At 70.9% G+C, this 22,846-nt stretch carries 24 protein-coding genes; 14 read left to right on the top strand and 10 right to left on the bottom strand.

The window, feature by feature from the left end:
• Nucleotides 1-226: 226 nt before the first annotated feature.
• The 8 genes from ABD830_RS21025 to ABD830_RS20990 all read left to right on the top strand — a co-directional run bounded on the left by ABD830_RS21025 (nt 227) and on the right by ABD830_RS20990 (nt 8,432).
• Complete coding sequence (locus ABD830_RS21025; protein WP_344989776.1) at nt 227-1,777, top strand: NsdA family TPR-like regulatory protein; 1,551 nt, start codon at nt 227-229, stop codon at nt 1,775-1,777.
• Complete coding sequence (locus ABD830_RS21020) at nt 1,774-2,262, top strand: GNAT family N-acetyltransferase (protein WP_344989773.1); 489 nt, start codon at nt 1,774-1,776, stop codon at nt 2,260-2,262. The genes ABD830_RS21025 and ABD830_RS21020 overlap by 4 nt, the downstream gene beginning before the upstream one ends.
• Before the next feature lie 323 nt (nt 2,263-2,585).
• Nucleotides 2,586-3,806, top strand: coding sequence for a DMT family transporter (locus tag ABD830_RS21015; protein ID WP_344989770.1), 1,221 nt, complete (start codon nt 2,586-2,588; stop codon nt 3,804-3,806).
• 247 nt (nt 3,807-4,053) lie between these two features.
• A complete protein-coding gene (locus ABD830_RS21010; protein WP_344989767.1) occupies nt 4,054-5,694 on the top strand; it encodes a tetratricopeptide repeat protein in 1,641 nt (546 codons plus the stop codon).
• Nucleotides 5,695-5,717: 23 nt separating this feature from the next.
• Nucleotides 5,718-6,170, top strand: coding sequence for a hypothetical protein (locus tag ABD830_RS21005; protein WP_344989764.1), 453 nt, complete (start codon nt 5,718-5,720; stop codon nt 6,168-6,170).
• Nucleotides 6,171-6,220: 50 nt separating this feature from the next.
• The gene (locus ABD830_RS21000) at nt 6,221-6,838 is read left to right on the top strand and encodes a TetR/AcrR family transcriptional regulator (RefSeq protein WP_344989761.1); all 618 of its coding nucleotides are present in this window, start codon (nt 6,221-6,223) and stop codon (nt 6,836-6,838) included.
• A gap of 16 nt (nt 6,839-6,854) precedes the next feature.
• Nucleotides 6,855-7,664, top strand: coding sequence for a hypothetical protein (locus ABD830_RS20995; protein ID WP_344989759.1), 810 nt, complete (start codon nt 6,855-6,857; stop codon nt 7,662-7,664).
• A 24-nt stretch (nt 7,665-7,688) separates the two neighbouring features.
• Nucleotides 7,689-8,432: an MBL fold metallo-hydrolase gene (locus ABD830_RS20990; protein WP_344989756.1), complete on the top strand. Its 744-nt coding sequence runs from the start codon at nt 7,689-7,691 to the stop codon at nt 8,430-8,432.
• Nucleotides 8,433-8,453: 21 nt separating this feature from the next.
• Here the strand turns inward: ABD830_RS20990 and ABD830_RS20985 are convergent, their stop codons facing one another.
• Nucleotides 8,454-8,903: an NUDIX domain-containing protein gene (locus ABD830_RS20985; RefSeq protein WP_344989753.1), complete on the bottom strand. Its 450-nt coding sequence runs from the start codon at nt 8,901-8,903 to the stop codon at nt 8,454-8,456.
• Nucleotides 8,904-8,925: 22 nt separating this feature from the next.
• Complete coding sequence (locus tag ABD830_RS20980; RefSeq protein WP_344989750.1) at nt 8,926-9,285, bottom strand: ArsR/SmtB family transcription factor; 360 nt, start codon at nt 9,283-9,285, stop codon at nt 8,926-8,928.
• Between the two features lie 33 nt (nt 9,286-9,318).
• Between ABD830_RS20980 and ABD830_RS20975 the strand changes: the two genes are divergently transcribed.
• A complete protein-coding gene (locus tag ABD830_RS20975) occupies nt 9,319-10,233 on the top strand; it encodes a TIGR03620 family F420-dependent LLM class oxidoreductase (RefSeq protein ID WP_344989747.1) in 915 nt (304 codons plus the stop codon).
• A 73-nt stretch (nt 10,234-10,306) separates the two neighbouring features.
• On the opposite strand, the gene ABD830_RS20970 is transcribed toward ABD830_RS20975, so the two are convergent.
• A complete protein-coding gene (locus tag ABD830_RS20970) occupies nt 10,307-10,939 on the bottom strand; it encodes a DUF47 domain-containing protein (protein WP_344989744.1) in 633 nt (210 codons plus the stop codon).
• 48 nt (nt 10,940-10,987) lie between these two features.
• Nucleotides 10,988-11,938: an inorganic phosphate transporter gene (locus ABD830_RS20965; RefSeq protein WP_344989742.1), complete on the bottom strand. Its 951-nt coding sequence runs from the start codon at nt 11,936-11,938 to the stop codon at nt 10,988-10,990.
• A gap of 224 nt (nt 11,939-12,162) precedes the next feature.
• On the opposite strand from ABD830_RS20965, the gene purU reads away from it, so the two are divergent.
• Nucleotides 12,163-13,017 (top strand): formyltetrahydrofolate deformylase, encoded by an 855-nt coding sequence (purU, locus tag ABD830_RS20960; protein ID WP_344989739.1) that lies wholly within the window; start codon nt 12,163-12,165, stop codon nt 13,015-13,017.
• Between the two features lie 22 nt (nt 13,018-13,039).
• Here the strand turns inward: purU and ABD830_RS20955 are convergent, their stop codons facing one another.
• Nucleotides 13,040-14,017: an NADP-dependent oxidoreductase gene (locus tag ABD830_RS20955; protein ID WP_344989736.1), complete on the bottom strand. Its 978-nt coding sequence runs from the start codon at nt 14,015-14,017 to the stop codon at nt 13,040-13,042.
• 87 nt (nt 14,018-14,104) lie between these two features.
• Here ABD830_RS20955 and ABD830_RS20950 point away from each other — a divergent pair, with 87 nt between their 5' ends.
• Complete coding sequence (locus ABD830_RS20950) at nt 14,105-14,689, top strand: TetR/AcrR family transcriptional regulator (RefSeq protein WP_344992958.1); 585 nt, start codon at nt 14,105-14,107, stop codon at nt 14,687-14,689.
• A 45-nt stretch (nt 14,690-14,734) separates the two neighbouring features.
• Here ABD830_RS20950 and ABD830_RS20945 read toward each other — a convergent pair whose 3' ends face one another.
• Both ABD830_RS20945 and ABD830_RS20940 read right to left on the bottom strand, forming a co-directional pair.
• Nucleotides 14,735-15,526: a helix-turn-helix domain-containing protein gene (locus ABD830_RS20945; protein ID WP_344989733.1), complete on the bottom strand. Its 792-nt coding sequence runs from the start codon at nt 15,524-15,526 to the stop codon at nt 14,735-14,737.
• A 10-nt stretch (nt 15,527-15,536) separates the two neighbouring features.
• Entirely contained in the window at nt 15,537-17,594 is a 2,058-nt protein-coding gene (locus ABD830_RS20940) for a prolyl oligopeptidase family serine peptidase (protein ID WP_344989731.1), read from the bottom strand.
• A 284-nt stretch (nt 17,595-17,878) separates the two neighbouring features.
• Here ABD830_RS20940 and ABD830_RS20935 point away from each other — a divergent pair, with 284 nt between their 5' ends.
• From ABD830_RS20935 to ABD830_RS20925, 3 genes are read left to right on the top strand one after another with little or no spacing between them, the layout of a single operon-like run.
• Nucleotides 17,879-18,385, top strand: coding sequence for an HNH endonuclease (locus ABD830_RS20935; protein ID WP_344992955.1), 507 nt, complete (start codon nt 17,879-17,881; stop codon nt 18,383-18,385).
• A 46-nt stretch (nt 18,386-18,431) separates the two neighbouring features.
• On the top strand, nt 18,432-19,229 hold the full coding sequence (locus ABD830_RS20930; protein WP_344989728.1) for a GNAT family N-acetyltransferase: 798 nt from the start codon (nt 18,432-18,434) through the stop codon (nt 19,227-19,229).
• Nucleotides 19,230-19,233: 4 nt separating this feature from the next.
• Nucleotides 19,234-19,440, top strand: coding sequence for an FmdB family zinc ribbon protein (locus ABD830_RS20925; RefSeq protein ID WP_344989726.1), 207 nt, complete (start codon nt 19,234-19,236; stop codon nt 19,438-19,440).
• Here the strand turns inward: ABD830_RS20925 and ABD830_RS20920 are convergent.
• From ABD830_RS20920 to ilvD, 3 genes are all read right to left on the bottom strand, one after another.
• Nucleotides 19,437-20,309 carry a serine hydrolase gene (locus ABD830_RS20920; protein ID WP_344989723.1) on the bottom strand — a complete coding sequence of 291 codons (873 nt, stop codon included), beginning with the start codon at nt 20,307-20,309 and terminating at the stop codon, nt 19,437-19,439. The genes ABD830_RS20925 and ABD830_RS20920 overlap by 4 nt on opposite strands.
• A gap of 66 nt (nt 20,310-20,375) precedes the next feature.
• Nucleotides 20,376-20,870, bottom strand: a complete 495-nt coding sequence (locus ABD830_RS20915) for a helix-turn-helix transcriptional regulator (protein ID WP_344989721.1) — start codon at nt 20,868-20,870, stop codon at nt 20,376-20,378.
• 85 nt (nt 20,871-20,955) lie between these two features.
• Complete coding sequence (gene ilvD / locus ABD830_RS20910; RefSeq protein WP_344989718.1) at nt 20,956-22,794, bottom strand: dihydroxy-acid dehydratase; 1,839 nt, start codon at nt 22,792-22,794, stop codon at nt 20,956-20,958.
• Between the last annotated feature and the right edge of the window lie 52 nt (nt 22,795-22,846).

Here is a 22,846-nt window from a genome sequence, read left to right as displayed (position 1 = left end):
TGTCAACGGTGCGCGCAACGGGGGTCCGCGATCACAGGGAGTTGCTTCTCCCTCATGGGTTGTAAGAAACAGTCCCTCGGAGGACGATCCTTAACCGTAGGCTTGGGCACGGGCGTTTCCATCTTGCCGACATTGGTTCACACTCATGGGTAGGCGCACAGCGACGTGGACGCTACGCTGAGTCACCAGTTGTGGACCGGTCGAGACACGCGCGAGAGGGGCCGGGATGGCCGGCAGACAGCACAGGGAAACGGAGATAGCCCGGCGGATCAGAGCCAAGGGTCTGGCCGCGGGGCGCACTTCGGCCCAGATAGCTGACGAGATCCATGAGCAGTGCACGTCGCAGTTCGGCACCAGCCGCATCAAGGCACACCGCCTGTCGTACGGCATCGCGTTGGCAGACGTCGTCGAGCAGATCAGAGCCCTGTTCGAGCGGGACGAGAAGTCGATGCCCGGCATCGGTGAGACGCTGCTGTCCGCCTACGAGAGCGGGCTCAAGCGTCCGGGGCCCGAATACATGCACTACTTGTGCACCGTCTACCGGGTCGAGCCGCACGAGCTCGGCTACGACGGGCCGTGCATCTGCGGCCGCGGGCACCGCCTGCAGGCGGTGCCCACCCTCGAGGTCGCCACGGCGCCGTTATTGCCGACGGAGCGCGAGCTGGTGCTCAGGCCGATGGTCACCGAGCCGGACGCCGAGGAGGACGAGAACATCCTCCGCCGCACGATGCTCGACCTGCTCAACCCCGAGACCAGCTCGGCCACCACGCTCGACGGGCCCGTGCTCGGCGCGTGCGAGGGCATCAGGCGCCGGATGGACGAGACGCTCGTGTCGGCCACCGTGTCGGCCGCGATGCTCGACCAGTGGGAGGAGGCCACGCTCAGCTTCGGCCGCCAATACACGACGACGGCACCGCTGCGGCTGCTGTGCGACGTGCTGCTCGAGATGAGCGCCGTGCGCACGGCGATGTCCCGCCGCCAGCCCATCGACCTGCACGACCGCCTGCTGCGGATGGCGGCCCAGCTGGCGGGGCTGAGCGGCATGATCATGATCAATCTCGGTGACCACCGGCTGGCCCGCTCCTTCTTCAGGACCGGGCGCACCGCGGCCGACGAGACGGGCGACCGCGCGCTGCGCGCCTGGATCACCGCCCGCGAGTCCCTGGTCCCCCTTTACTTCGGGGACGCCCGCGAGGCGCTCAACCTGGCGAAGAAGAGCCGCGACCTGGCCGGCGCCACGCCCTGCCCCGCGCAGGCCATGGCACCGGTCGTGGAGGCCAGGGCGCTGGCCATGCTCTCCGGCACGGAGAGCAAGAAAGAGGTCGTCGATCAGGCCAAACGCGCGCTGGCCAGGGCCAGGACCGCCTTCTCCCTCATGCGGCCGGAGCACCAGGAGGACATGGCCTTCGGCTACACGGAGAAGCAGCTCTACTTCTACCAGGGCGACGTGCTCACCAAGCTCGGGCAGACGCTGGAGGCCGAGGTGGTGCTCGACCAGGCGCTGGAGCAGTACCAGGACCACATCCTCGACCAGACGCTGATCCGGCTCGACCAGGCCCAGTGCCGCATGATCGAAGGCGAGCTCGACTCCGCGCTGGACATCGGCATCAATGCGCTGCGGATGATCGGTGACGAGTATCTGACCGACTTCATCATGCGTCCCGCCGTTGCGCTCGAACAGGCGCTCACCAAGCGTGACGCCAGCCATTCCAAACTCGAGGAGTTCAGGGCCGAGTTGCGCAGGCCCAGGGCCCAGCTGAAGGGGGGCGGTGCATGAAGTTGGAGATCCGACGCTACCGCTGGTCCGATCTCGACACCATTCTTGCGCTCCACCGCATCTGCCTCGCCGAGGTGGGGCTGATGCCGGGCGACGGCGTCTACTACGACGACGACTTCCCACGCATCCAGGAGATCTACGTGGCCTGCGGCGGCGACTTCCTGGTCGGTGAGATCGCCTCACGGGTGGTGGCCATGGGCGGGCTGAAACCGGTCGACACGTGCACGGCCGAGGTCTGCCGGCTGCGGGTCCATCCGGAATACCAGCGGCGCGGCTTCGGCGCGGCCATGCTGCACGCGCTGGAAGGTCGGGCGGTGGAGCTCGGCTTCGAGCGCGTCAGAGGCGACACCACGCTCAACCAGGGGGCCGCACTGGCGCTCTATGCGCGCCGGGGATGGCGCGAACTCTCCAGACAGCGGGTCGGTGACCTGACCGTCGTCTACGGAGAGAAACGGCTGATCCCTCCCGCGGTCATCGAGCTCTGAGATCCCTTCGCACGCAGGCCCCAACCCCACCCCTCCGGGGCTGTGCGGCCGTCGTCCCCGGTGACCACTCCCGGGCCCTCCCGGCGTGACTCTCCGCCGGTGTTCCTTCCGTCACTTGCCGCATCGGGCAGCGATCGTCGTCTCACAAAACGACCCCCTTCTCTCTGCCGCGGATATGGATGTACGAACCCGCGGGTGAGGCTCTTAACACCGAGTTGTAGAGGAACCTCACCGGCTGCTCCCTGTACATCTGCGGCTGCGAATAGTAGTGAGATGCTTTGGCCATGGCAGTCGTGCCCGCTCCCCGCCCCCTCTTGGGAGCTGTGCTTCTGTTGTTCGTCAGCGCCGCCTGGGGGTCGGCCTTCCCGCTGATGAAAGATCTCATCCACCGGTTAGCTGTAGAGGACCTGCTCGCCGAGCGCTACCTGATCGCCGCGCTCACGCTCCTGCTCATCCGGCCGGGCTGCCTTCGGGGGCTGCCGCGTAAGACGTGGATCAACGGGGTCGTTCTCGGGGTCATGTTCGGAGTCGGCCAGGCGGGGCAGGCCGTCGCGCTGCACAGCCTGCCGTCCTCACTGTCCGGCTTCGCCGTCGGCTGCAGCGTGGTGATCACGCCCATCCTGTCGCTCGTCCTGTTCAAGGCGAAGGTGCAGCGGCGGGTCTGGGCCGGGGTGGTGCTCGCGCTGGCCGGCATGACCATGTTCACGCTGCTGCGCGGGGTGGAGGACCACGAGATCTCCGTGCTGGCGCTCGGGGTCACGCTCACCGCCGCCGCCCTCTACTCCGGCCACACGCTGCTGCTGGCACACCTGTCCAAGTGCGGGGGCTTCCACGCGTACGCGCTGACCGTGATCCAGCTCTTCACCATCGGCCTGCTCACCGGGGTCGTCGCCGTGCGGGACGGGATCTCCGTGCCGACGAGCGGTCCCGACTGGCTGATACTCGGGCATCTGGCCGTGGTGTCGTGCGCGCTGGGGTTCCTGGCCCGCTCGTACGGGCAGGCGCACGTGCCCGCCGTGCCTAGCGCGATCCTGATGTCGTCGCAGCCCCTCTGGGTGGCCGCGATCTCGGTGATCTGGTTCCACGAGCCAGTGGGCTGGAGCATGGTCATCGGCGGGAGCCTGATGGGCGGCGCGATGCTGCTCGCCCTCCCTTCAAGGACCGCGTCCCGGGGAAAGGAGCGCTCCCGCGGCGACCGGGAACTGCGCGCCATCACGGCGCGGGCGGCCAAGGCGCTGGCCGATCTGAGGATCAAGCGAGAGGATCAATTGCGGCTCGACGGCGGGTCCGCTCCGTACATCGACAAAAGTGCCTGCGTGAACGCCGCGTCGTGCCCCTGGCACACCCGTTCGCTCAAAGGCGGCGGGGAGCCCAGCCTCGAGCGGCTGATCGAGCGGGCCACCGTCATCGTGCGGGCCCGGAACCTGCCCGGCGTGGGATGTTGCCAGTCGGTCACCCTGCTCGGGCGGTGCCTGTGTGACCTGATGGAAGAGGCCGAGCAGACCCGGACGAAGGCATTGCCCCGCTGGTTTCGTTCCCAATAGGTTACAAGTATCAATCAAAAGGCCAGCGCTTTTTATCCTTTGACCTCTCACTTATTCACCATAAAGCTCCTAATAATGGTTGATTAACCCTATGTGAGAGGTACGTCATGAAGCGCATCGTTGTCCGCAAGCCAGGCACCGCGCGGCTAGGGGGGACCTCCAGCGTCATTCACAAGGGGTGACTGAAGAGAGGTCCCACCTCAGAGTCCAGGGCGAACCGCCCGCTCAAGTGAGGGCCGCGCGGCTGATGACACCGTTGATCGACGGACATCGCCGGTTGCGCGGCCCTTACACAGTCGCCGCCGCCCTTCTGCGTCACCTGGTGCCGCAGGCTCTGGAACGGGACGGTGACCTGGTGGCGGCCCATGACATCGAGATCAGGGCGGCGGCGCCCGAGCTGGCCGACCTCGTGCCGGTCAAGCAGGCCACGATCGACGCCGGCCTGTCCGACGACGAACGCATCCTCGTGCCCGCGCCCCGCCGTACGCTGCGGCTGGCCAACGGGCTCACGGAGTTCTTCCGCGACGCCGTACGCCCTGGGCAGGCGATCGCGGTGTGCAACGGCGCCGAGGCCGACCCCACGGACACCGAGCTGCTCGACGTCATGATGCGGCGCATCCCGCCGGAAACGCTCGCGATCACGTTGTACTCCGGCGGCCCCGAGCCCCCGCCCGACACCCGGGGCGCCGACGAGCTGTGGGCCCTGGTGGACCGGTGCACGCGCGACGGCTTCCTGCACGCCGCCGCCGAGCTGGGGGACTGCGGCATGTCACGGACCGAGCCGGGCGGCGGCCGCTGGTGGCGCTTCGCCCAGCGCACCGCGACCGCGCTCGGCGGGCTCGGCCGCGCCGATGACGCCCGGGCGGTGTGGGACCGGGTGCGGGCGGCCAGCCAGGACCCGGCCATGCACGCCGCCGGAGCGTACGGCACCGCCATGCTCGACGCCCGCCAGCCCGACCCCGCCCGCCGCGACCTGGGCAGGGCCAGGCGCTGGATCAACGAGGCCATCGCCATCTCCACCCTGCTGCCGGACCCCATGGAACGGGCGTTCAAACTGGGCTTCGACCGCAACGGCCTGGCGCTGGTCGAGCTGCGGGAGGGCCGGCTGGGCGCCGCCCTGTCGCTGGTCGAGTCGGCCATTGAGCTGGCGCGCGAGCTGGGGGACCGGCATCCGCTGCACAGGATGGTGCTGCTGGCCAACCGGGCGCAGCTCCTGGCCGCGCTCGGGCACGTCAAGGAGGCGCTGGAGGATTACACGGCCGCAATCAGGTTGGACCCGGCCTTTCCCGACTACTACCTGGAGCGGGGGAACCTGCTGTTCAAGCTCGGCCGGCACGAGGAGGCCCTGGCCGACTTCGAGCGGGCCATCCAGGCCGGGCCGCCGCTGCCGGAGGCGTACTACAACCGGGCGGAGCTGCGTACCGTGCGGGGCGACATCGAGGAGGCGCTGGCCGACCTGGGCCGGGTGATCGAGCTCGACCCCGCCTACCTGGACGCGTACATCAACCGGGCCGGGCTGCTGGCCGCCGTGGAGCGGGACGAGGAGGCCAGGGCCGACGTCGCGGCCGGGCTCGTGCTGGCGCCAGGGAACCCGCATCTGCTCGCGGTGCTGGGGCAGCTGGAGACGGCGGCGGGGCGGCTCGGGGAGGCCCGGGAGGCGCTGGACGCGGCGGTCGATCGCGCGCCGGGGCTCGCGGCCGCCTGGGGGAACCGCGGCGTGTTGCAGTACGCGGCCGGGGACCTGGAGGGGGCGGTGGACGACCTTTCCCGGGCCATCGAGCTGCAGCCCGAGCCCGATCTCTACACCAACCGCGCCGTCGCCCTGCGTGCCCTGGGCCGCGACGCCGAGGCGGAGCTGGACGAGCGCCGGGCCGGCCGCCTCTCCTGACTTTCTTCGGCACTATTGGCTTTATGTGGGGGCGAATGGGGCGGGCGGCCGCGGTGTGCGCCGCCTTGGGGGTGCTGTGGTGGGCCACCGTACGCCTGGCCTGGGCGGGCATCGGCTGCGAGGACTGGGGATGCCTGGTGCCGGCCGTCGGGACCGTGGTGGTGATCACGCTGGCCCTGCTCGCCGGGTCGGCGTTCGCGCTGGAGCGGGTCGACGTGCGGCCGGGGCGGCGGGTGGCGCTGGTGGCGGCCGGGGTGCTGGTGGTGTTCAGGCTGGTCGGCGAGGCGCTGCCGTCGTGGACGTCCTCGTTCGCGCACGCGGTCACGGCCGGGGCGGTCTTCGCGGGCGCGGGGGCGGTGGCGGCGTTCGGCACCGAGCCGCGTGTGGCGCGGCGGTGGAAGGTGACGACCGCGGTGGGCGTGATCGCGCTGATCCCCGCGGCGCTCGTGGTCTCCTGGGCTCGGTTCGGCGCCTGACACCGACGGATCTATCGGAGCGTTCCGCTCCGTCCCCATATCCTGACGGCATGAGCACGCGCGGGCGGCAGGCCGAGGCCAGACGGAACGACCTGCGGCTCCTGCGGGCGGCGCACGAGGTGTTCACGACGCAGGGGTTCGACGCGCCGGTCTCGGCCATCGCCAAGGCGGCGGGCGTGGGCATGGGCAGCCTCTACCGCCGCTACCGCACCAAGGAGGAGCTGTTCCAGCGCCTGTGCGTGATCGCCATGGAGCGCGGGATGGAGGCTGCCGAGGCCGGGCTGGCCGAGCCGGATCCTTGGAAGGGCCTGTGCCTGTACGTGCGCACGTGCGTCGGCTATAGGGCGGGCGCCCTCGCGCCGGTCGCGGGCACCATCACGACCACCGAGGAGATGTGGCGTACGGCGCGCAAGGCCACCGAGCTGGCCGACCGGCTGATCACCAGGGCCCGCGAGACCGGCGTGCTCAGGAGCGACGTGACCACGCTCGACATCTCGCTGCTCATGGAGCAGTTCAGCCACCCGGCCCCCGGGGGTGAGCATCCGCACGCCAAGGAGCGCCTGCTGACCATCGCGCTCGACGGCCTGCGCGCGCCGGGCGCGACCGAGCTGCCCGGCGAACCGCCCGGCATGGAGTGGTACGAAGGTCGCTGGGGGAGCGCCCCTTAGGTCTACGGTTAGAGGCGTGGGCTTCAACGAGCTGCTCAAGGACCTCGATCCCGCCGCCAGCGTCCAGGCCGCGGGCATCAGGCGCGGCTATGGCGGGCCGCCGGCCCGCACGGTGAGCGTCACCTCGGGCCTGGCGCGGCTGCGCTGCGCGTCCCTGCTCAAGCCTCTGTACGCGTGGGTCAGCGCGGCCCGCATCCCCGACGCCGACCAGTGGCGGCGGCACGCCGAGCCCGCCGTGGTCGTGTCCTCCAACGCCGACACGCTCAACCTGTGGCTCGCCGTGGGCCCGCGCGTCATCCTCGACGACCTCCGGCAGCGCACCGGCGTCGCGTGGTCGCCGCCCAACGGCGACCCTTCCCGGTTCGGCTCGGTCGAGGTGGCCGCCGACGAGGTGGCGTCCGCGTACGCGGTGCTCGCCCAGGCCGCCGTCGCGGGCGACTCGGTCGCGGAGACGATCCTGGGATGGATGCGGCAGGTCAGCGCGTCGCAGGCGTTCGGCGTCCGTGAGGCCATCCGGTCGCCTGGGGCCGGGGTCAAGAGCGGCTGGTACGGCGCGCCGGACGAGACGTGCCTGCGCACGCACACCGTGGCCGTCCTGCCCCGGGGCGGCACCCGGGTCGCGGTGGCCGTCGGGATGACCGCGCTGCCCTACACCGACCTGCGTGAGCGCGAGGTGTACCAGGAGAGGGTGGGCAAGGGGCTGCCCATGGAGCCCGAGCACGAGAAGGTGGCGGGCACGCTGCTCCGCGAGCTCCTGGTGACGACGCTGGAGGAGCTCGGCCACTTCCGCGACGGCCCGGCCCATTCCCACAGGGCAACCGCCTGATTCCTACTTCGCAAGAGGGTTATCGTGATATTTACTGTTCTGGGGGGTTGCGGGGCTTGGCCCGCGGCCGGGCAGGCCTGCAGCGGATACGTGCTGGAGGCGGAGGGGTTCCGCGTCTTCATCGACCCCGGGTATGCCACCCTGCCGCGGCTCCTCGAACGCATGCGAGCCGACGAGGTGGACGCGGTGCTGGTCACCCACAGCCACCCCGACCACTGCGCCGACCTGAACCCCCTGCTGCGCGCCCGCGCGCTCGCGGACGTCCCGGCTCCGGCGTTGCCGGTGTACGCCCCGCCGGGCGCACTTGACGCCGTGCTGGCGCTGGACAAGCGGCGCATGCTGGCGGACAGCTTCGTGGCGCACGACCTGAGCGCCGGCGTGCCGTACGAGATCGGCCCTTTCCGGCTGGACGCCTTCGACCTGCCGCACCACGTGCCGAACGCCGGTCTGCGGCTGAGCGCGGGAGGCCGCGTGATCGCCTACACCGGTGACACGGGGCCGTCCGCCGCGCTGGTGGCGCTGGCGGAGGAGGCGGATCTGCTGGTGGCCGAGGCGACATATCCGGAACGGGTGCCGGACGAGGATGCGCCGTATCTGTCCAGCGCGCTGGACGCGGGACGTACCGCGTCGTCGGCGGGCGTGGCCCGCCTGCTGCTCACCCACCTGTGGCCCGACACGCCGTCCGAGCCCGCGCTGGCGGCGGCGGCCAAGTCGTACGGCGGCGACCTGTCCGTCGCCGCGGCGGGCACCACGGTGCGCCTGGGCTGAACGGCGGAGGGTGCGCCTGACCTAACGCGTGAGTTTCTCGATCACCTCGGCCAGCTCGGGCGGCTCGACCCCGTCGGGCAGCTCCTCGGCCCACGTGTGGCCGCGGTAGGTCTCGCGCTCCTCCTCGGTGAGCTCTTTCGGAGCCACCTCCGGCCGGGCCTCGTCGAACGTGGCCAGGAAGAACGGCTCGGTCTTCACGTAGCGCACCCCGAGCCACGTGGAGTCGCGCGCCACCTCGACGAACCGCTCCTGGACCGCCGATCCCGGCAACCCGGTCTCCTCGGTCAGCTCGCGCCTGGCCGCCTCCAGCGCCGTCTCACCGGGGTCGATGCCGCCGCCGGGCGGCTCCCAGACGTCCGTGCGGCCGACCGTGTCGTACCAGTGCAGCAGCAGCACCCTGCCGTCGCGATCCAGGCAGACGACGCGAGCGGCGGGACGGTCGCTGCTTCCTGCTGTCTCTGCGGCGCTCACCGCACAGACGCTACACGGCGCTTCAGGCGTCGGGTCGCTCCTCGTCCAGGACGAGCGCGAGCAGCCCGGGGAACCGGCCGTCGAACTCGTCGCGGCGGAGGCGGTTGAGCCGCCGGGAGCCCTCGTCGCGCTGCTCGAGCAGGCCCACGTTGCGTAACACCGAGAAGTGATGGCTGAGCGTGGACTTGGCCACGGGCAGGTGGGCGAACGTGCCGCAGGCGCGCGCCCAGTCGGGGACGCCCGCCAGCTCCCGCACGATGCGGCGCCGGATCGGATCGCCCAGCGCGTCGAGGGCCTCCTGCAGCGAGACCTCGAGCGGGGACGCGTGCGTCAGACTGCGTGTCCTGTTCGACCGCGGTCGAACATCGGTGTAGTGTTCCATCTCGATCGAACATCCTACGCGAGGGGAGCGGCCGTGGACATCGGGCGCGTCGGAGTGTGGCATCCCATGATCAGCAAGGCCCCCGCCGAGGAGGCGCGGCGCGCGGCGGCCCGGGTCGAGGAGCTGGGCTACGGCTCGCTCTGGGTCAACGAGGGCGTGGGCAGCAAGGAGCCGCTCGCCATGTCCGCCGTCATCCTGGCGGCCACCGAGCGCCTCCCGGTCGGCACCGGCATCGCCAACCTCTGGGCCCGCGACGCCACGGCCATGGAGGCAGGGCGGGTCGCGCTGGCCGACGCCTTCCCCGACCGCTTCCTGCTGGGCATCGGGGTCAGCCACGGCGCCCTCGTCACCGGCCGCGGCCACGACTACGCCAAGCCCCTCACCGCGATGCGCTCCTACTTGGAGGCCATGGACCAGGCCGCCCACACCCTGCCCACACCCGCATCCCCGGCCCCCAGGATCCTCGCCGCCCTGAGGCCCAAGATGCTGGAGCTCTCCAGAGACCAGGCCGACGGCGCCCACACCTACTTCGTCCCTCCGGAGCACACCTCCCAGGCGCGTCAGATCCTCGGGCCGGGTCGCCTGCTGATCCCCGAGCAAGCGGTCGTCCTGGAGCCCGACCCCGCCCGCGCCCGCGAGATCGCCCGCGCCCACCTGGCCTTCTACCTGAAGCTGCCCAACTACCTCAACAACCTGCGCACGCTGGGCCTCACGGACGACGACTTCGCCGACGGAGGCAGCAACCGCCTGGCGGACACCATCGTGGCCTGGGGCGACGCGGGGGCCATCGCCAAGCGCGTCCAGGCCCACCTCGACGCGGGCGCCGACCACGTGGCCATCCAGCCGCTCTCCCCGGAGGCCCCCGACCTCGCCCACGCCCTGAGCCAACTGACCGACCTCGCGGGACCTCTGGGCCTTCAGCGCCGCTCGGGTCACGTGGGTCTTTAGCGCCGTTCGGGTCGCGTACGGCGCGGGTTGCGTGGGTCACGTAGTCCGCGCCACATCGCGGGGCTCGAGCCTGTCAGCGTTTCATCGCGCCGTCGGCGATGGCGTCCGCGGCGTTGCCGATGGCCACCCCGACGATCTCGAGGCGGCGTACCAGCTCCCGCTCCTTCATGGCGTCCGCCGTCAGCTCCCCCGAGAAGATGCGCGAGATCTCGTACTGGTACATCCGCCGGATGGCCCCGCCGGCCTTCTTCGCCTCCAGAGCGTCGCGCACCACGGCGGACGGACGGGAGGCAAGGTCGCGCACGGAGCTCTCCAGGGCTTCGATGCCGACGATGACCTGGTCGAGCAGGGGAGTGAAGCGGATCTGGTCAGGGACCCGATACAGGTGCGATTCGCGGACGAAGTCCCGCAAGGAGTCCAGCACGTCGTCGATCGCACGCGACAAGCGGAACAGGTCCTCCCGGTCGATGGGCGTGACCACGGCGGTCTTGAGCTCCTCGATGAGACGGGCGCGTTCCTCGTCGCCGAGGTGCTCGATGGCGCGCATCTGCTCGTGCGCCCCCGTCCGGCCGACCTCGCCGCCGATCATGGCCATCGCCAGCCAGGCGCCCTCCTTGGTGGCCTTGAGCTGGCCGAGCAGGGCCTCCGTGAGGGCGCTGTCCATGCGGCCGGTCAGGAGGTCGCGGATCCGCCGCAGCCGCTTCACCGCCCGGCCCCCGTCGAAGAGCGAAGGCGCTTCACGTTCGCCGTCCCTTCATGTGACTCCCATGCTCGCGAACCCCTGCACGAGCACCGCCAGCGACCAGCCCAGCAGCGCGCTCGCCGGCAGCGTCAGGCACCAGGCGATGACGATCTTGACGGTGGCGTACCAGCGGACCCTGCCGCTGCCCTGTGCCACACCCGCGCCGATGAGCCCACCGGCGATGGTCTGGCTCATGCTCACAGGCATACCCACGGCCGCGCACGCGATCACCGACACACCGGCGGCCAGCTCGGCCGCCACTCCGTGCGGGGGTCTGGAGGCGATGAGCTCGCGGCCGAGCGAGCGGCCCGCCTTGGGGAGCCCGTACAGGGTGCCGAGCGCGAAGAGGGCGGCCGCCAGCGACGTGTACGGCAGCGGCGCGTCCGAGAACCCGAACGCGACCATGAAGACGGCCAGCATCTTCTGGCCGTCGTTGGCCGCGTACGCGACGGTCTGCAACAGGAACCCCGCCTGGTGCCAGCGCCACAGTCCGTGAGGCGAGGTGGTCACCAGGAGCACCCGGATGAGCACCCAGGCCAGCGACCCGCCCACCAGGGGCGCCGCCACCCCGAACGCCAGCACCAGCAGCACCGACCGGGCCGAGACCGGCAGCCCCCAGCCCAGCCCCGCCCCGGTGAGTCCGCCCACGATGGCCAGCGTGAGGCTGGTGGGGCGGCCCTTCGCGCTCAGCCAGGCCACCACCACCAGCGACGAGATCACCGCGATGGTCATCGCCGTCGCCCCGCCAGGCGCGTGGAACGAGGCCAGCCTGGTCACGAACGTCACCGCCACCTGGTGCGTGACCAGCGGGGCGGTCGCGACGAGCAGGACGAGCACGAGGACGCCGGTGGCCGGCCGGATCGTGGGCAGCTTGAGCCCGGTGGCGAGGAGCGCGCCCCCGTCGTTGATCCCGGACACGACGGCGAAGAGGCCAGCGACCACGATCAGTACGACGGCACCCAAAGAGACGCGCTCCATCCCGGCTCACGGGCACCCCCTCATGACGGAAGGACCGGGCGCCCCTCCATCAACCCGTGATGCTCGATAACTACCCGGGATCGGGGTGGATGATGGACGATCGGCCGCGGAGCTCCGTCGGGTACTCTCTGTGATGGCCGTACGCCCGGCACCTGGCCACAACCGGTCATGCGGCGGCCGACGACCCCCGACCCTGCGAGAGTGAAGGCATGAGCAGCTCCGCCGAATACATCCTGACCCTGTCCTGCCCCGACCGGCCCGGTGTGGTGGCCGCCGTTTCCGGCCTGCTCGCCGGAAGAGGGTGCAACATCATCGAGAGTCAGCAGTTCGGGGACCGGGTCGCGCAGCGCTTCTTCATGCGCGTGCAGTTCGCGGGGCCGCTCGGCGAAGACGAGCTCAACGGCGCCTTCGCGGCGCTCGCGCCGGACTTCGCCATGGAGTTCAAGCTCCGCGACGTGGCCAGGAAGCCGCGGGTGCTGATCATGGTCAGCAAGTTCGACCACTGCCTGAACGACCTGCTCTACCGGGTCAGGTCCAAGGCCCTGGACATCGAGATCGTCGCGGTCGTCTCCAACCACCCCGACCTGCGCCCGCTCACGCAGTCGTACGGGATCGACTACCACCACCTGCCGGTCACGCCGGGGACCAAGCCCAAGCAGGAGGCCGAGGTGCTGGCCCTGGTGGAGCACTACCAGGTGGACCTGGTGGTGCTGGCCCGCTACATGCAGGTGCTGTCGCAGGAGCTCTGCGAGAAGCTGGCCGGGCGGGCGATCAACATCCACCACTCGTTCCTGCCGTCGTTCAAGGGCGCCAAGCCGTACCACCAGGCCCACAACCGCGGCGTCAAGCTGATCGGCGCCACGGCCCACTATGTGACGTCCGACCTGGACGAGGGGCCGATCATCGAGCAGGAGGTGGCCAGGGTCAACCACAGCCACGCTCCCGAGGACCTGGCGGCGATCGGGCGCGACGTGGAGTGCGTGACCCTGGCCAGGGCGGTCAAGTGGCACGCCGAGCAGCGGGTGCTGCTCGACGGACACAAGACGATCATCTTCCCGCGCTGACGCGCGCACGGCCGCTCCGGGGTTACCCCGTGACCAGCAGCTTCCCTCTCACGTGCGTGTGTTCCAGGTCCCTGTACGCCCGCACCGCCTCCGCCAGCGGATAACGGCGGGTGGCGGTGGAGGGCAGGACGCCTTTCAGTACGAGGGCGGCCACCTCTTCCAGGTCGCCGGGACGGGCGTTGGTGTAGACGGTCTCGAAGCCGGTCGCCGGGGCGGGGGCGGGGAAGGCGATGTTCAGCAGGCGGCCTCCCGGGCGTACGACCCGGGCCACGGCAGGCAGAGCGGGCCCCGGAAGGGCCAGGTTGATCAGAGCGTCGATCCCGCCGGGGTGGCGGCTCAGGGTCTCGGCGGCGACGTCGGCCGAGCGGTAGTCGATCGTCTCCGAGGCGCCCAGGCCACGGACATAGCCCTCGTCCGCGGGCAGAGCGGTGGCGATCACGTGCACTCCCTGCGCCGCCAGCAGCGGCACCACCGCGCCGCCCACTCCGCCGGCCGCCCCGATGACCAGGGCCTTCATCCCCAGCGTGAAAGCCCCGGCACGCAGCAGGGGAAGGGCGGTCAGCGCGGCGATGGGCAGGCTCGCGGCGTGCTCGGCGGAGAGCCCGGCCGGCCGGAGCGCGAGGGCGGGCGTGTCGGCGTCGAAGACCGCGTACTCGGCGACCGTGCCCGTAGTGAACGACGGCGGCGTGGACACCAGACTCGCCATGCCGGCGGCCGCCCGCGCCTGGCCGAGTCCGAATATTTCGTCACCTGGGGAGAATCGTTCCACCGCCGGTCCGACGGCCGTGACCGTACCGGCGAAATCGCTTCCGAGGACGTGCGGGAACTCCAGCGGGACCGCTTCCTTGAACGCCCCGCTCACGACCCTGAGGTCGGCCGGGCTGAGCCCGGCCGCCGCGATCCTGACCTGGATCTGGCCGGGCCCCGGCAGCGGGACCGGCACGTCCGCCACCTCCAGGACCTCCACCCCGCCATAACCCCTCGCCACCACTGCCTTCACGGAACCTCCAATAAGCGGACCGGTTGGTCAGGTTAAGCATAATATGACCGTGCGGTCCGGTTGCGGTAGGGTACTGGTGTGGCGAACATGCGGGCGGACGCGGTGCGTAACAGGCGGCGGCTGCTGGACGCGGCGGCGGCCGAGTTCGCGGAGCACGGCATGGAGGTCTCGATCGCGCGCATCGCGGCGCGGGCGGGCATCGGCAAGGGCACGGTGTTCCGGCACTTCGCCACCAAGGAGCAGCTCATGGCCGCGATACTCAGCGACCAGCTCGACGCGCTGGTGGCCAGGGGCGAGGAACTGGTCGAGAGCGCGGGTCCCGGGGAGGCGGTGCTGGATTTCATGGCCGCCGGGGTGCGCCTGCGGTCCTTCTGCGTGGCGCTCACCGCGGAAATGCGCGAGGAGCTGCAGGTCAGGGCCGCGAGCGAGCGGCTGGCCGCGGTCGCCGAGTCGCTGACGGCGCGGGCCAGGCGCGCGGGGGCCGTGCGGGGCGACGTCACCGGGCACGACGTCCTGCTGCTGATCAACGCCGTCGTCCAGGCGGTGGCCCCGCTCGGCGACGCGGCCCCCGAGCTCTGGAGGCGCTATCTGGGCCTGGTCTTCGACGGCCTGCGCCCCGAGGCCGCCCACCCTCTCCCTGTCCCCGCCCCGCGGTCCCTGGCCCCCGACTGAGCACCCCGCCTGCGGCGGGCCAGTGCGTGAAGGGTTCGCAGAGCCTCAGAATGCCGGGCCGGTCGCCGAGAGTCGTGGGCGAACGTGACCTGGCGTCGTGTCGCCCAGCACCCGGAATTCGCGGTTCATGTGGGACTGGTCGTAGAAGCCGCATTCGGCCGCGACCGCCGCGATGTCCCGGCCCGACTGCAGCAGGCGCAGAGCTCGGCCGAACCTGATCACCCGCGCCGCGGCCTTGGGCGGCAGCCCGACCTCGTCGTGGAACCGGGTGACGAGATGCCGGCGACTCCAGCCGAGCGACTCCGCCAGCGACGCCACGCTCAGGCGTCCCCCCGACTCCAGCAGGCGTGCCCATGCCCACGGCACCTCGGGCCGTACGGAGGGCGCGGCCGAGAGCCGCGCGCACAGCAAGGAGTCGACCAGCGCCAGCCGCTCCCGCCACGACGGCGTCGAGGCCAGCCGGTCCAGCGCCGCGACGGCCCACGGACCCGGCAGGTCGTCGAGAGGCAGCACGAGGTTCGTCAGATGCCGCATCGGCACGCCGTACAGCTTCCTGGCCCCGAACGGCGTGAGCATCACCTCCACGCCCTCGCAGGGCCCCACCGCGCGCGTGACCGTGAAGCGGTCGCTGAGCCCGCCGGTGAACGACGTGACCCGCCGCCCGCCCGCCTCCATCGGCGCGCCGAACGCGAGGATGAGCACGGCCCCCGGCATCGCCGTCTGCGAGCGGACGACGGGGGCCGCGTAGTGCTCGCGGTACGCGCACAGCCGCGTCACGTAGGGCCGCAGCGCAGCGCTGGGGTCGGCCTCGACCATGGCCAGCCCCAGCTCGCTCATGCCGCCGAGATTACAGCCCCGTGTGCCGCGCGAGGAAGGTGAGCGTGTCGGCCGACAGATCGACCGTCCTGCTCACCGACCGCGCGCCGTGCCCGACCTCGGTCTCGTTGCGCAGCAGCACCGGGCGGTCGCCCGTCGAGGAGTGCTGCAGCGCCGCACACATCTTCCACGCGTGCAGCGGATGCACGCGCGTGTCGGACTGGAAGACGGTGAAGAGCGTCGCGGGGTACGACACCGCCTCCTTGACGTGGTGGTAGGGCGAGTAGCCAAGCAGCCAGCCGAACTGCTCGGGGTCCTCGGCCGTGCCGTACTCGACGTTCCAGGTGGCGCCGAGCCCGAACTTCTCATATCTGACCATGTCGAGCAGCGGCGCCGAGCAGACGACGGCCGCGTACAGCTCGGGACGCTGTGTCAGCGCGGCGCCCACCAGCAGGCCGCCGTTGGAGCCGCCGGAGATGCCGAGCTGCTCGGGCGTGGTCACGCCGGTGGCGATGAGGTGCTCGGCGGCGGCGTGGAAGTCGTCGAACACGTTCTGCTTGTTGCCGAGCATGCCCGCGCGGTGCCAGTCCTCGCCCTCCTCGCCGCCGCCGCGCAGGTTGGCGATGGCGTAGACGCCGCCGGCCTCGACCCAGGCCAGGACGGACGCGGAGTAGCCAGGGGTCATCGACAGGCCGAAGCCGCCGTAGCCGTACAGGATGGTCGGCCGCGGACGCGGGGTGTCGTCGGCGGGGGAGATGACGAGCATGCGGACATCGGTGCCGTCCTTGGACCGGTAGACGACCTGCGAGGCGCGCACGGGGGGCACCTCGACCGCGCCCGGGGAGGCGGCCCAGAGCGTGGTCTCGCCGGTCCTGGCGTCGTAGCGCTGGACGGTGGGCGGCGTGGTGTTGTCGGTGTAGCCGAACCACGCCTCGTAGCCGCCCTCGGGGCGCTCGGTGATGCTGCCGATGGAGCCGAGCCCCGGCGTGGGCACCTCGCCGACGCGCTCGCCGGTCTCCAGGTCGTGAACGGTGATCTCGCTGATCGCGTGGCGGGTCCAGCCGACCAGCATGACCGGCCGCTCCAGGTCGTCGAGGATCGCGAAGTCGTTCAGCACCGCCTCGGGGTCCTCGGGGATCAGGTCGCGCCAGGTCTCGAAGCCGGGCGCCGTCGGGTCGGTGACGCACACGCGGCCCCTGGACGCGTCGCGGTCGGTGTGGACGTAGAGCCTGCCGTCGCGGCCGAACACCAGCCCCACCTGCGCGTCCACGCCTTCCTGGACGACCCGCAGCTCGGGCCGGTCGAGCGGGGACGCGGTCAGGTCGGCCACCCAGATGTCGTTGCGCGGCGCGGTGCCCTCGTGCGCCGACACCTGCAGCCAGCGCCCGTCACGCGAGACGGAGACGCCGTAGTAGTTGGTCATCTTCAGGCCCTCGCCGAAGATCATCACGTCGTCCTCGGTCGAGGTGCCGACGCGGTGCAGGTAGACCCGGCGGTGGAACTGCGTCTCGTTCTCCGGCACCTCGGTGCTGGGCAGCCTGCGTACGTAGTAGAAGGCCTCCCCGCCGGGCAGCCAGGCGATGGGGGAGTAGCGGCAGCGGTCGATCGGCCCCTCGATCCGCGTGCCGGTCGCGACGTCGATCACGTAGAGGATCGACTCCTCGTCGCCGCCCACGGAGATCTGGTACGCCAGCAGCCGCCCTTCCTTGTCGGGCTGCACGGCGTCCAGCGTGGTCAGCCCCGAAGGGTCGATGGCCATCGGGTCGATCAGCGCGCGCTCGGTGCCGTCAGGCTCGACGACGTAGTAGACGGCGTGCTCCTGGTCGGGCGTGCGGCGGGAGAAGAAGTGGCGCCCGCCGCGCCAGGCGGGCGCGCCCACCGAGCCGGATCTGAGCAGCTCGGCGATGCGGCTCTTGAACCGCTGCTCCCCGCGCTGCCGGCCGAACAGCTCGGCCTGCGCGAGCAGCCATCCCTTTGTCTCTGGACTGTCCGGATCCTCGAGCCATCGATAGGGATCGGGCACGGGCGTGTCGTGCAGGATGTCGACGGTGTCTTCGCGGCGTGCGGTCGGGTACGGCTCCAGCTTCATGCTCGGAACCCTACTGCCAAAGGACATGCGTAAAGCGCTGGTGAAGCGGGCATAAAACGTATCGCGTGTCCCTCTGGTCCATTCCGGCTAGAGGTTTTTGGGGTGGCGGGGACCACGCTGCAGACGCCAGACTTGGTGACAGGACGGTGCCGTGGTGACCATCCGCTGGACCGTCCGGCGGAGGTCCACGTGACGGAAGCAGTAGTGCCCCAGGAGGGGCCGACAGCCGGGACATGCCGCGGCATGTCCCCTTTGATACGCGCGCAGCAGGAAGAGGCCCGATGATGCGCCAGGTCCTGCTGCTCAATGCCACCTACGAGCCCCTGACCACCCTCTCGCTGCACCGCGCGGTGGTGCTCGTGCTGCGGGAGAAGGCCGATGTCGTCCACCGCGACGGCAGGGGAGCGGTGCTCCGCTCCGCGAGCCGCACGCTCGACGTCCCCTCGGTGATCAGGCTCCGAAGATATGTCCGCATTCCCTACCGGTCCCGCATCCCCCTGACCCGGGCCGCCCTCATGCGGCGCGACGACTACCGCTGCGCCTACTGCGGGCAGCGGGCCGAGACCATCGACCACGTCATCCCGCGGTCCAGGGGCGGCACCCACACCTGGGAGAACTGCGTCGCTTCCTGCACCACCTGCAACCACAGAAAGGCCGACAAGTACCTCGAGGAGCTGGGCTGGACGCTCCGCTTCGACCCGTCGGTGCCGAGGGGCGCCCACTGGAGGCTCATCGGCGCCTCGCTCGCCGGAGATCCGCAATGGGCCCCTTACCTCGAGGCCGCGGCCTGAAAACCGCTTTGTCGCTGAGGGCCGCTGCCTGACACCATGAGCAGGCATGTGGAGCTTTACCTCAGACGTTGAGGAGTACGCCGCGGTCGCCGAGCCGTTCCTGCTCGGCGACCCCGTGCGTAACACGGTCGCGCTCACCGTCCTGGCCAACCTGCGGGCCGGCATGCCCGTCAAGGATCCCCGGTTCGGCTGGTGGACGGTCGACGGTGAAATGCGGGGCGCGTTCTTCCACACGCCGCCGCATCCCGTCGGGCTCGCCGACATGCCCGTCGAGGCCGTCGCGCCGCTCATCGGGGCGCTCGGCGGCGCGCTCCCGGCCGTGGTGGGCCGGGTCGAGCTGACGGCGGAGGCCGAGCGGGTGCTGGGCGCGCCCGAGCGGGTGGTCCCGGAGCGCCTCTACCGTCTCGGCACGCTCGACGTGCCCGACGTGCCGGGCCACGGCAGGCTCGCCGTGCCGGCCGACTTCCCGCTGCTCGTGAGCTGGTATCACGCGTTCGGTGACGAGGTGCGCATGCCCGACGCCGACGTGGCCGACCGGGTGGCGCAGCGGCTGGCCGCCCGCGAGCTGTTCGTCTGGGAGGCGGGCGGGGCGCCGGTCTCGCTGGCCGGGCTCTCCCCGGCGGCCGGCGGGGTCTGCCGCATCGGCCCGGTCTACACGCCGCCTTCGTGCCGCAGGAACGGCTACGGCTCCGCGGTGACGGCGCACGCCAGCGCGGTCGGTCTGGCGGAGCGCTGCGACGAGGTGGTGCTCTTCACCGACCTCAACAACCCCACGAGCAACGCGATCTACCAGTCGATCGGCTACGAGCCCGTGTCCGACTACGCGCACCTGACCTATTCTTAGTCACATGCCGCGTTACGACTTCCGCTGCCGCGCCTGCGGCTCCACGTTCGAGGTCTCCCGTCCCATGTCGGCCTCCAACGACCCGGCGAGCTGCCCCGAGGGGCACGACGACACGGTGAAGCTGCTCTCCACGGTCTCGATGACGGGGGGCGCGGCCGCGCCCAAGGCGAGCGGCGGCGGCTGCTGCGGCGGAGGGTGCTGCGCCTCCTAGAACACCTTGGACGCGCTGACGGTCTCCTCGGGCCCTGTCAACGCGTCCACGGCCAGCCGGGCCAGCCGTTCGACCGTGGCGATACCCGTCTCCATGGTCGGGCTGCGCTCCGACAGCACCGCGATGAGCAGCTCGTGCCCGCGTACGTCGAGGCGGCCCACGCTGTTGATCGTCCACAGCCCGCCGTGCGCGTCGGCCGGCAGCCATCCGTTCTTGAGCGCCACCTCGCCTCCGGCCGCGCTGACCCCCCACGCCTGCGACGGCTGCACGGACGACATGAGCTTCAGCGCGTAGCGCCGGTCGGGGGCCGGCAGCGGCCCCTTCGGGTCGGTGAGCTGCTCCAGCACCTTCACCTGGTCGGACGGGCGGCTGAGGGTCGTTCCCCAGTAGAGGCTCGGTCCCGGCTCCGTGTGCTCGACGCCGAGCCGGCGCAGGACCCTGGCGAACCCCTCCCGGCCGCCGATGGTCATGTAGAGCTCTCCCGCGCAGTCGTTGTCGCTGTCACGGATCATCCGGGAGGCCAGATCGCGCTCGTAGTCGCTCAGCTCACCGCGCTTGGTGAGGAGGAACGCCAGCAGGATGTCCACCTTCATCACGCTGGCCAGCATGAACGGCGTGCGCTCGCGGAAGGCGTACCTGGTGCCGGTCGTCCGGTCGTAGACGGCCAGCGCCGCGCGGCCGGGACGGTCACGCAGGTAGCGATCCAGGCTCTGGTCGAGAGCGCGCCGCGCGGCAACGGGCAGCACGCTCTCGACGACGACGCCGACCGGCTGCCGGACGGGAGCGGCCGGGGGCGGTACGGCGATCGACGGGGCGGCGCAGCCGGCCACGGCCAGCAGGACAGAGAGCGAGAGCCTCCGAACACGCATGTGCGGGAGCCTGCCACTCACAATCCCAAAGACCGGGGGCGCGGCTGGTCAAGCGGAGGCCAGTTCCTACGCGGCCCTGGGGCGCTTTCTCCGCTGGAACGGGAGGAACCGGTCAGCCAGGTGCGGGCGGGACGGTGTGAGCGTGGGTTCGACCGCGATGATCCGGTCGAACCTGAACGCCCTGATCGCCCGGCGCATCCTGCACACGCCGACCAGATACCAGTATTCGCGGTGGACTAGGCACGTCACCGGCTCGACGTCGCGCGTGGAGACGGTGCCCGAGGCGTCGCGGTAGTGCAGGCGGATCATGAGGCGGCTGGTGATGGCGTCGGCCATGAGCCTGGCCCTGGAGGCGACCTCCACGGGCAGCGGCTCCGTCAGGGTCGTGAGCGTGGTGGCGATGACGTCGTCGTCGAGCTCCAGGTGCTCGAACGCGTGCTGCAGGCCACGCCGTGCGGTGACGGCCTGGGGGCCCGCTCCGAGGTGAGCGAGGGAGAGGGCGAGGGCGGCGATCTCGGCGGTCGTCAGCGGGCGAGTATCGTGCTTCACGACTGTCGTCATACCCCAAGAATAGGGACCACGACCGACATTTTTCGAAAGCCTGTGCGGCAGGTGACAGTCTTATCGCCTGCCGCATAGGCCATAGTCACTTCGACAACTGGGACAGATCGCGCGAGGCGCCGGTGGACGCGGACGTCGTCATCGCCGCGTACGCCTGCAGCGCCACGCTCACCGGCCGGTTGCGGTCGCGCGGCCGGTATCCGCCCAGGTCCGCCAGGAGCCGCTCGCGCCGCGCGGCCAGCTCGGCCTCGGGCACCCGCAGCTCCATCGACCGGTTGGGGATGTCGATGTCGATGATGTCGCCGTCCTCGACCAGCGCGATCGCCCCGCCCTCGGCCGCCTCGGGGGAGGCGTGGCCGATCGACAGGCCGGAGGTGCCGCCGGAGAAGCGGCCGTCGGTGATGAGCGCGCAGGCCTTGCCGAGCCCCTTGCCCTTCAGGAAGGACGTCGGGTAGAGCATCTCCTGCATGCCGGGGCCGCCCTTGGGGCCCTCGTAGCGGATGACCACCACGTCGCCCTCCTTGACGCGCCCGCCGAGGATGCCCTCGACCGCCTGCTCCTGCGACTCGAACACCACCGCGGGGCCGCTGAACTTCCAGATCGACTCGTCCACCCCGGCCGTCTTCACCACCGCGCCGTCACGCGAGATGTTGCCGTAGAGGACGGCCAGACCGCCGTCGGCGGTGTAGGCGTGCTCACGGTCGCGGATGCATCCGGCCGTGCGGTCGAGGTCGAGGTCGTCCCAGCGGTTGTCCTGCGAGTACGCCTTGACCGTGCGGACGTTGCCGGGGGCCGCGTGCCACAGCTCGACGGCCTCGGGCAGCACCGTCGGCGACTTCGCGTCCCAGGAGGCCAGCATGTCGGCCAGCGTGCCGCCGTTCACGGTGGGCACGTCGCGGTGCAGCAGCCCGGCCCGGTCGAGCTCGCCCAGGATGGCGGGGATGCCGCCGGCGCGGTGGACGTCCTCGATGTGGTACTTGTTCGTGGCCGGAGCGACCTTGCAGATGCACGGTACGCGCCGCGAGATCTCGTTGATCTCCTTGAGCCCGAAGTCCACCTCGGCCTCACGGGCGGCGGCCAGGATGTGCAGGATCGTGTTGGTCGAGCCGCCCATCGCGACGTCGAGCGTCATGGCGTTCTCGAACGCGTCGCTGGTGGCGATAGAGCGCGGCAGCACCGACTCGTCGCCGTCCTCGTAGTAGCGGCGGGTGATCTCGACGAGCTGGCGCCCGGCGTCCTCGAACAGCTTCTTGCGCGCCTTATGCGTGGCCAGGATCGTGCCGTTGCCCGGCAGCGCGAGCCCCATGGCCTCGGTCAGGCAGTTCATGGAGTTGGCGGTGAACATGCCGGAGCAGGAGCCACAGGTCGGGCAGGCGCTCTCCTCCAGCTCCAGTAGCTCGGCGTCCGAGACGGAGTCGTCAGCGGAGGCGATCATCGGGTCGATCAGGTCGAGCTTCTTGCCGGGCGTCTTGCCGGCCTCCATGGGGCCGCCCGAGACGAAGATCGTCGGGATGTTCAGCCGGAACGCGGCCAGCAGCATGCCCGGAGTGATCTTGTCGCAGTTGGACACGCAGATCAGCGCGTCGGCGCAGTGGGCGTTGACCATGTACTCCACGGCGTCGGCGATCAGCTCGCGCGACGGCAGCGAGTAGAGCATGCCGCCGTGGCCCATCGCGATGCCGTCGTCCACGGCGATCGTGTTGAACTCCCGCGGGATCGCCCCGGCCTCCCTGATCGCCGCGGACACCACGTCGCCGACTTCCCGGAGATGCACATGACCCGGAACGAACTGGGTGAAGCTGTTGGCCACCGCGATGATCGGCTTGCCGAAGTCGCTCCCGGCTACGCCGGTCGCCCGGAGCAGGGCCCGGGCACCGGCCATGTTCCTGCCGTGGGTGACTGTACGTGACCTGAGGGCGGGCATTGGGCATCTCCCATCGCTAGCGAGTCTTCACATGTTACGGCCACCTGCCCGG

It is taken from the genome of Nonomuraea helvata, assembly GCF_039535785.1.
In the GTDB taxonomy this organism is placed as follows: Bacteria; Actinomycetota; Actinomycetes; order Streptosporangiales; family Streptosporangiaceae; genus Nonomuraea; species Nonomuraea helvata.
The sequence above is the reverse complement of the archived record's forward strand: the minus strand, read 5'-3'. Positions and strand labels throughout refer to the sequence as shown.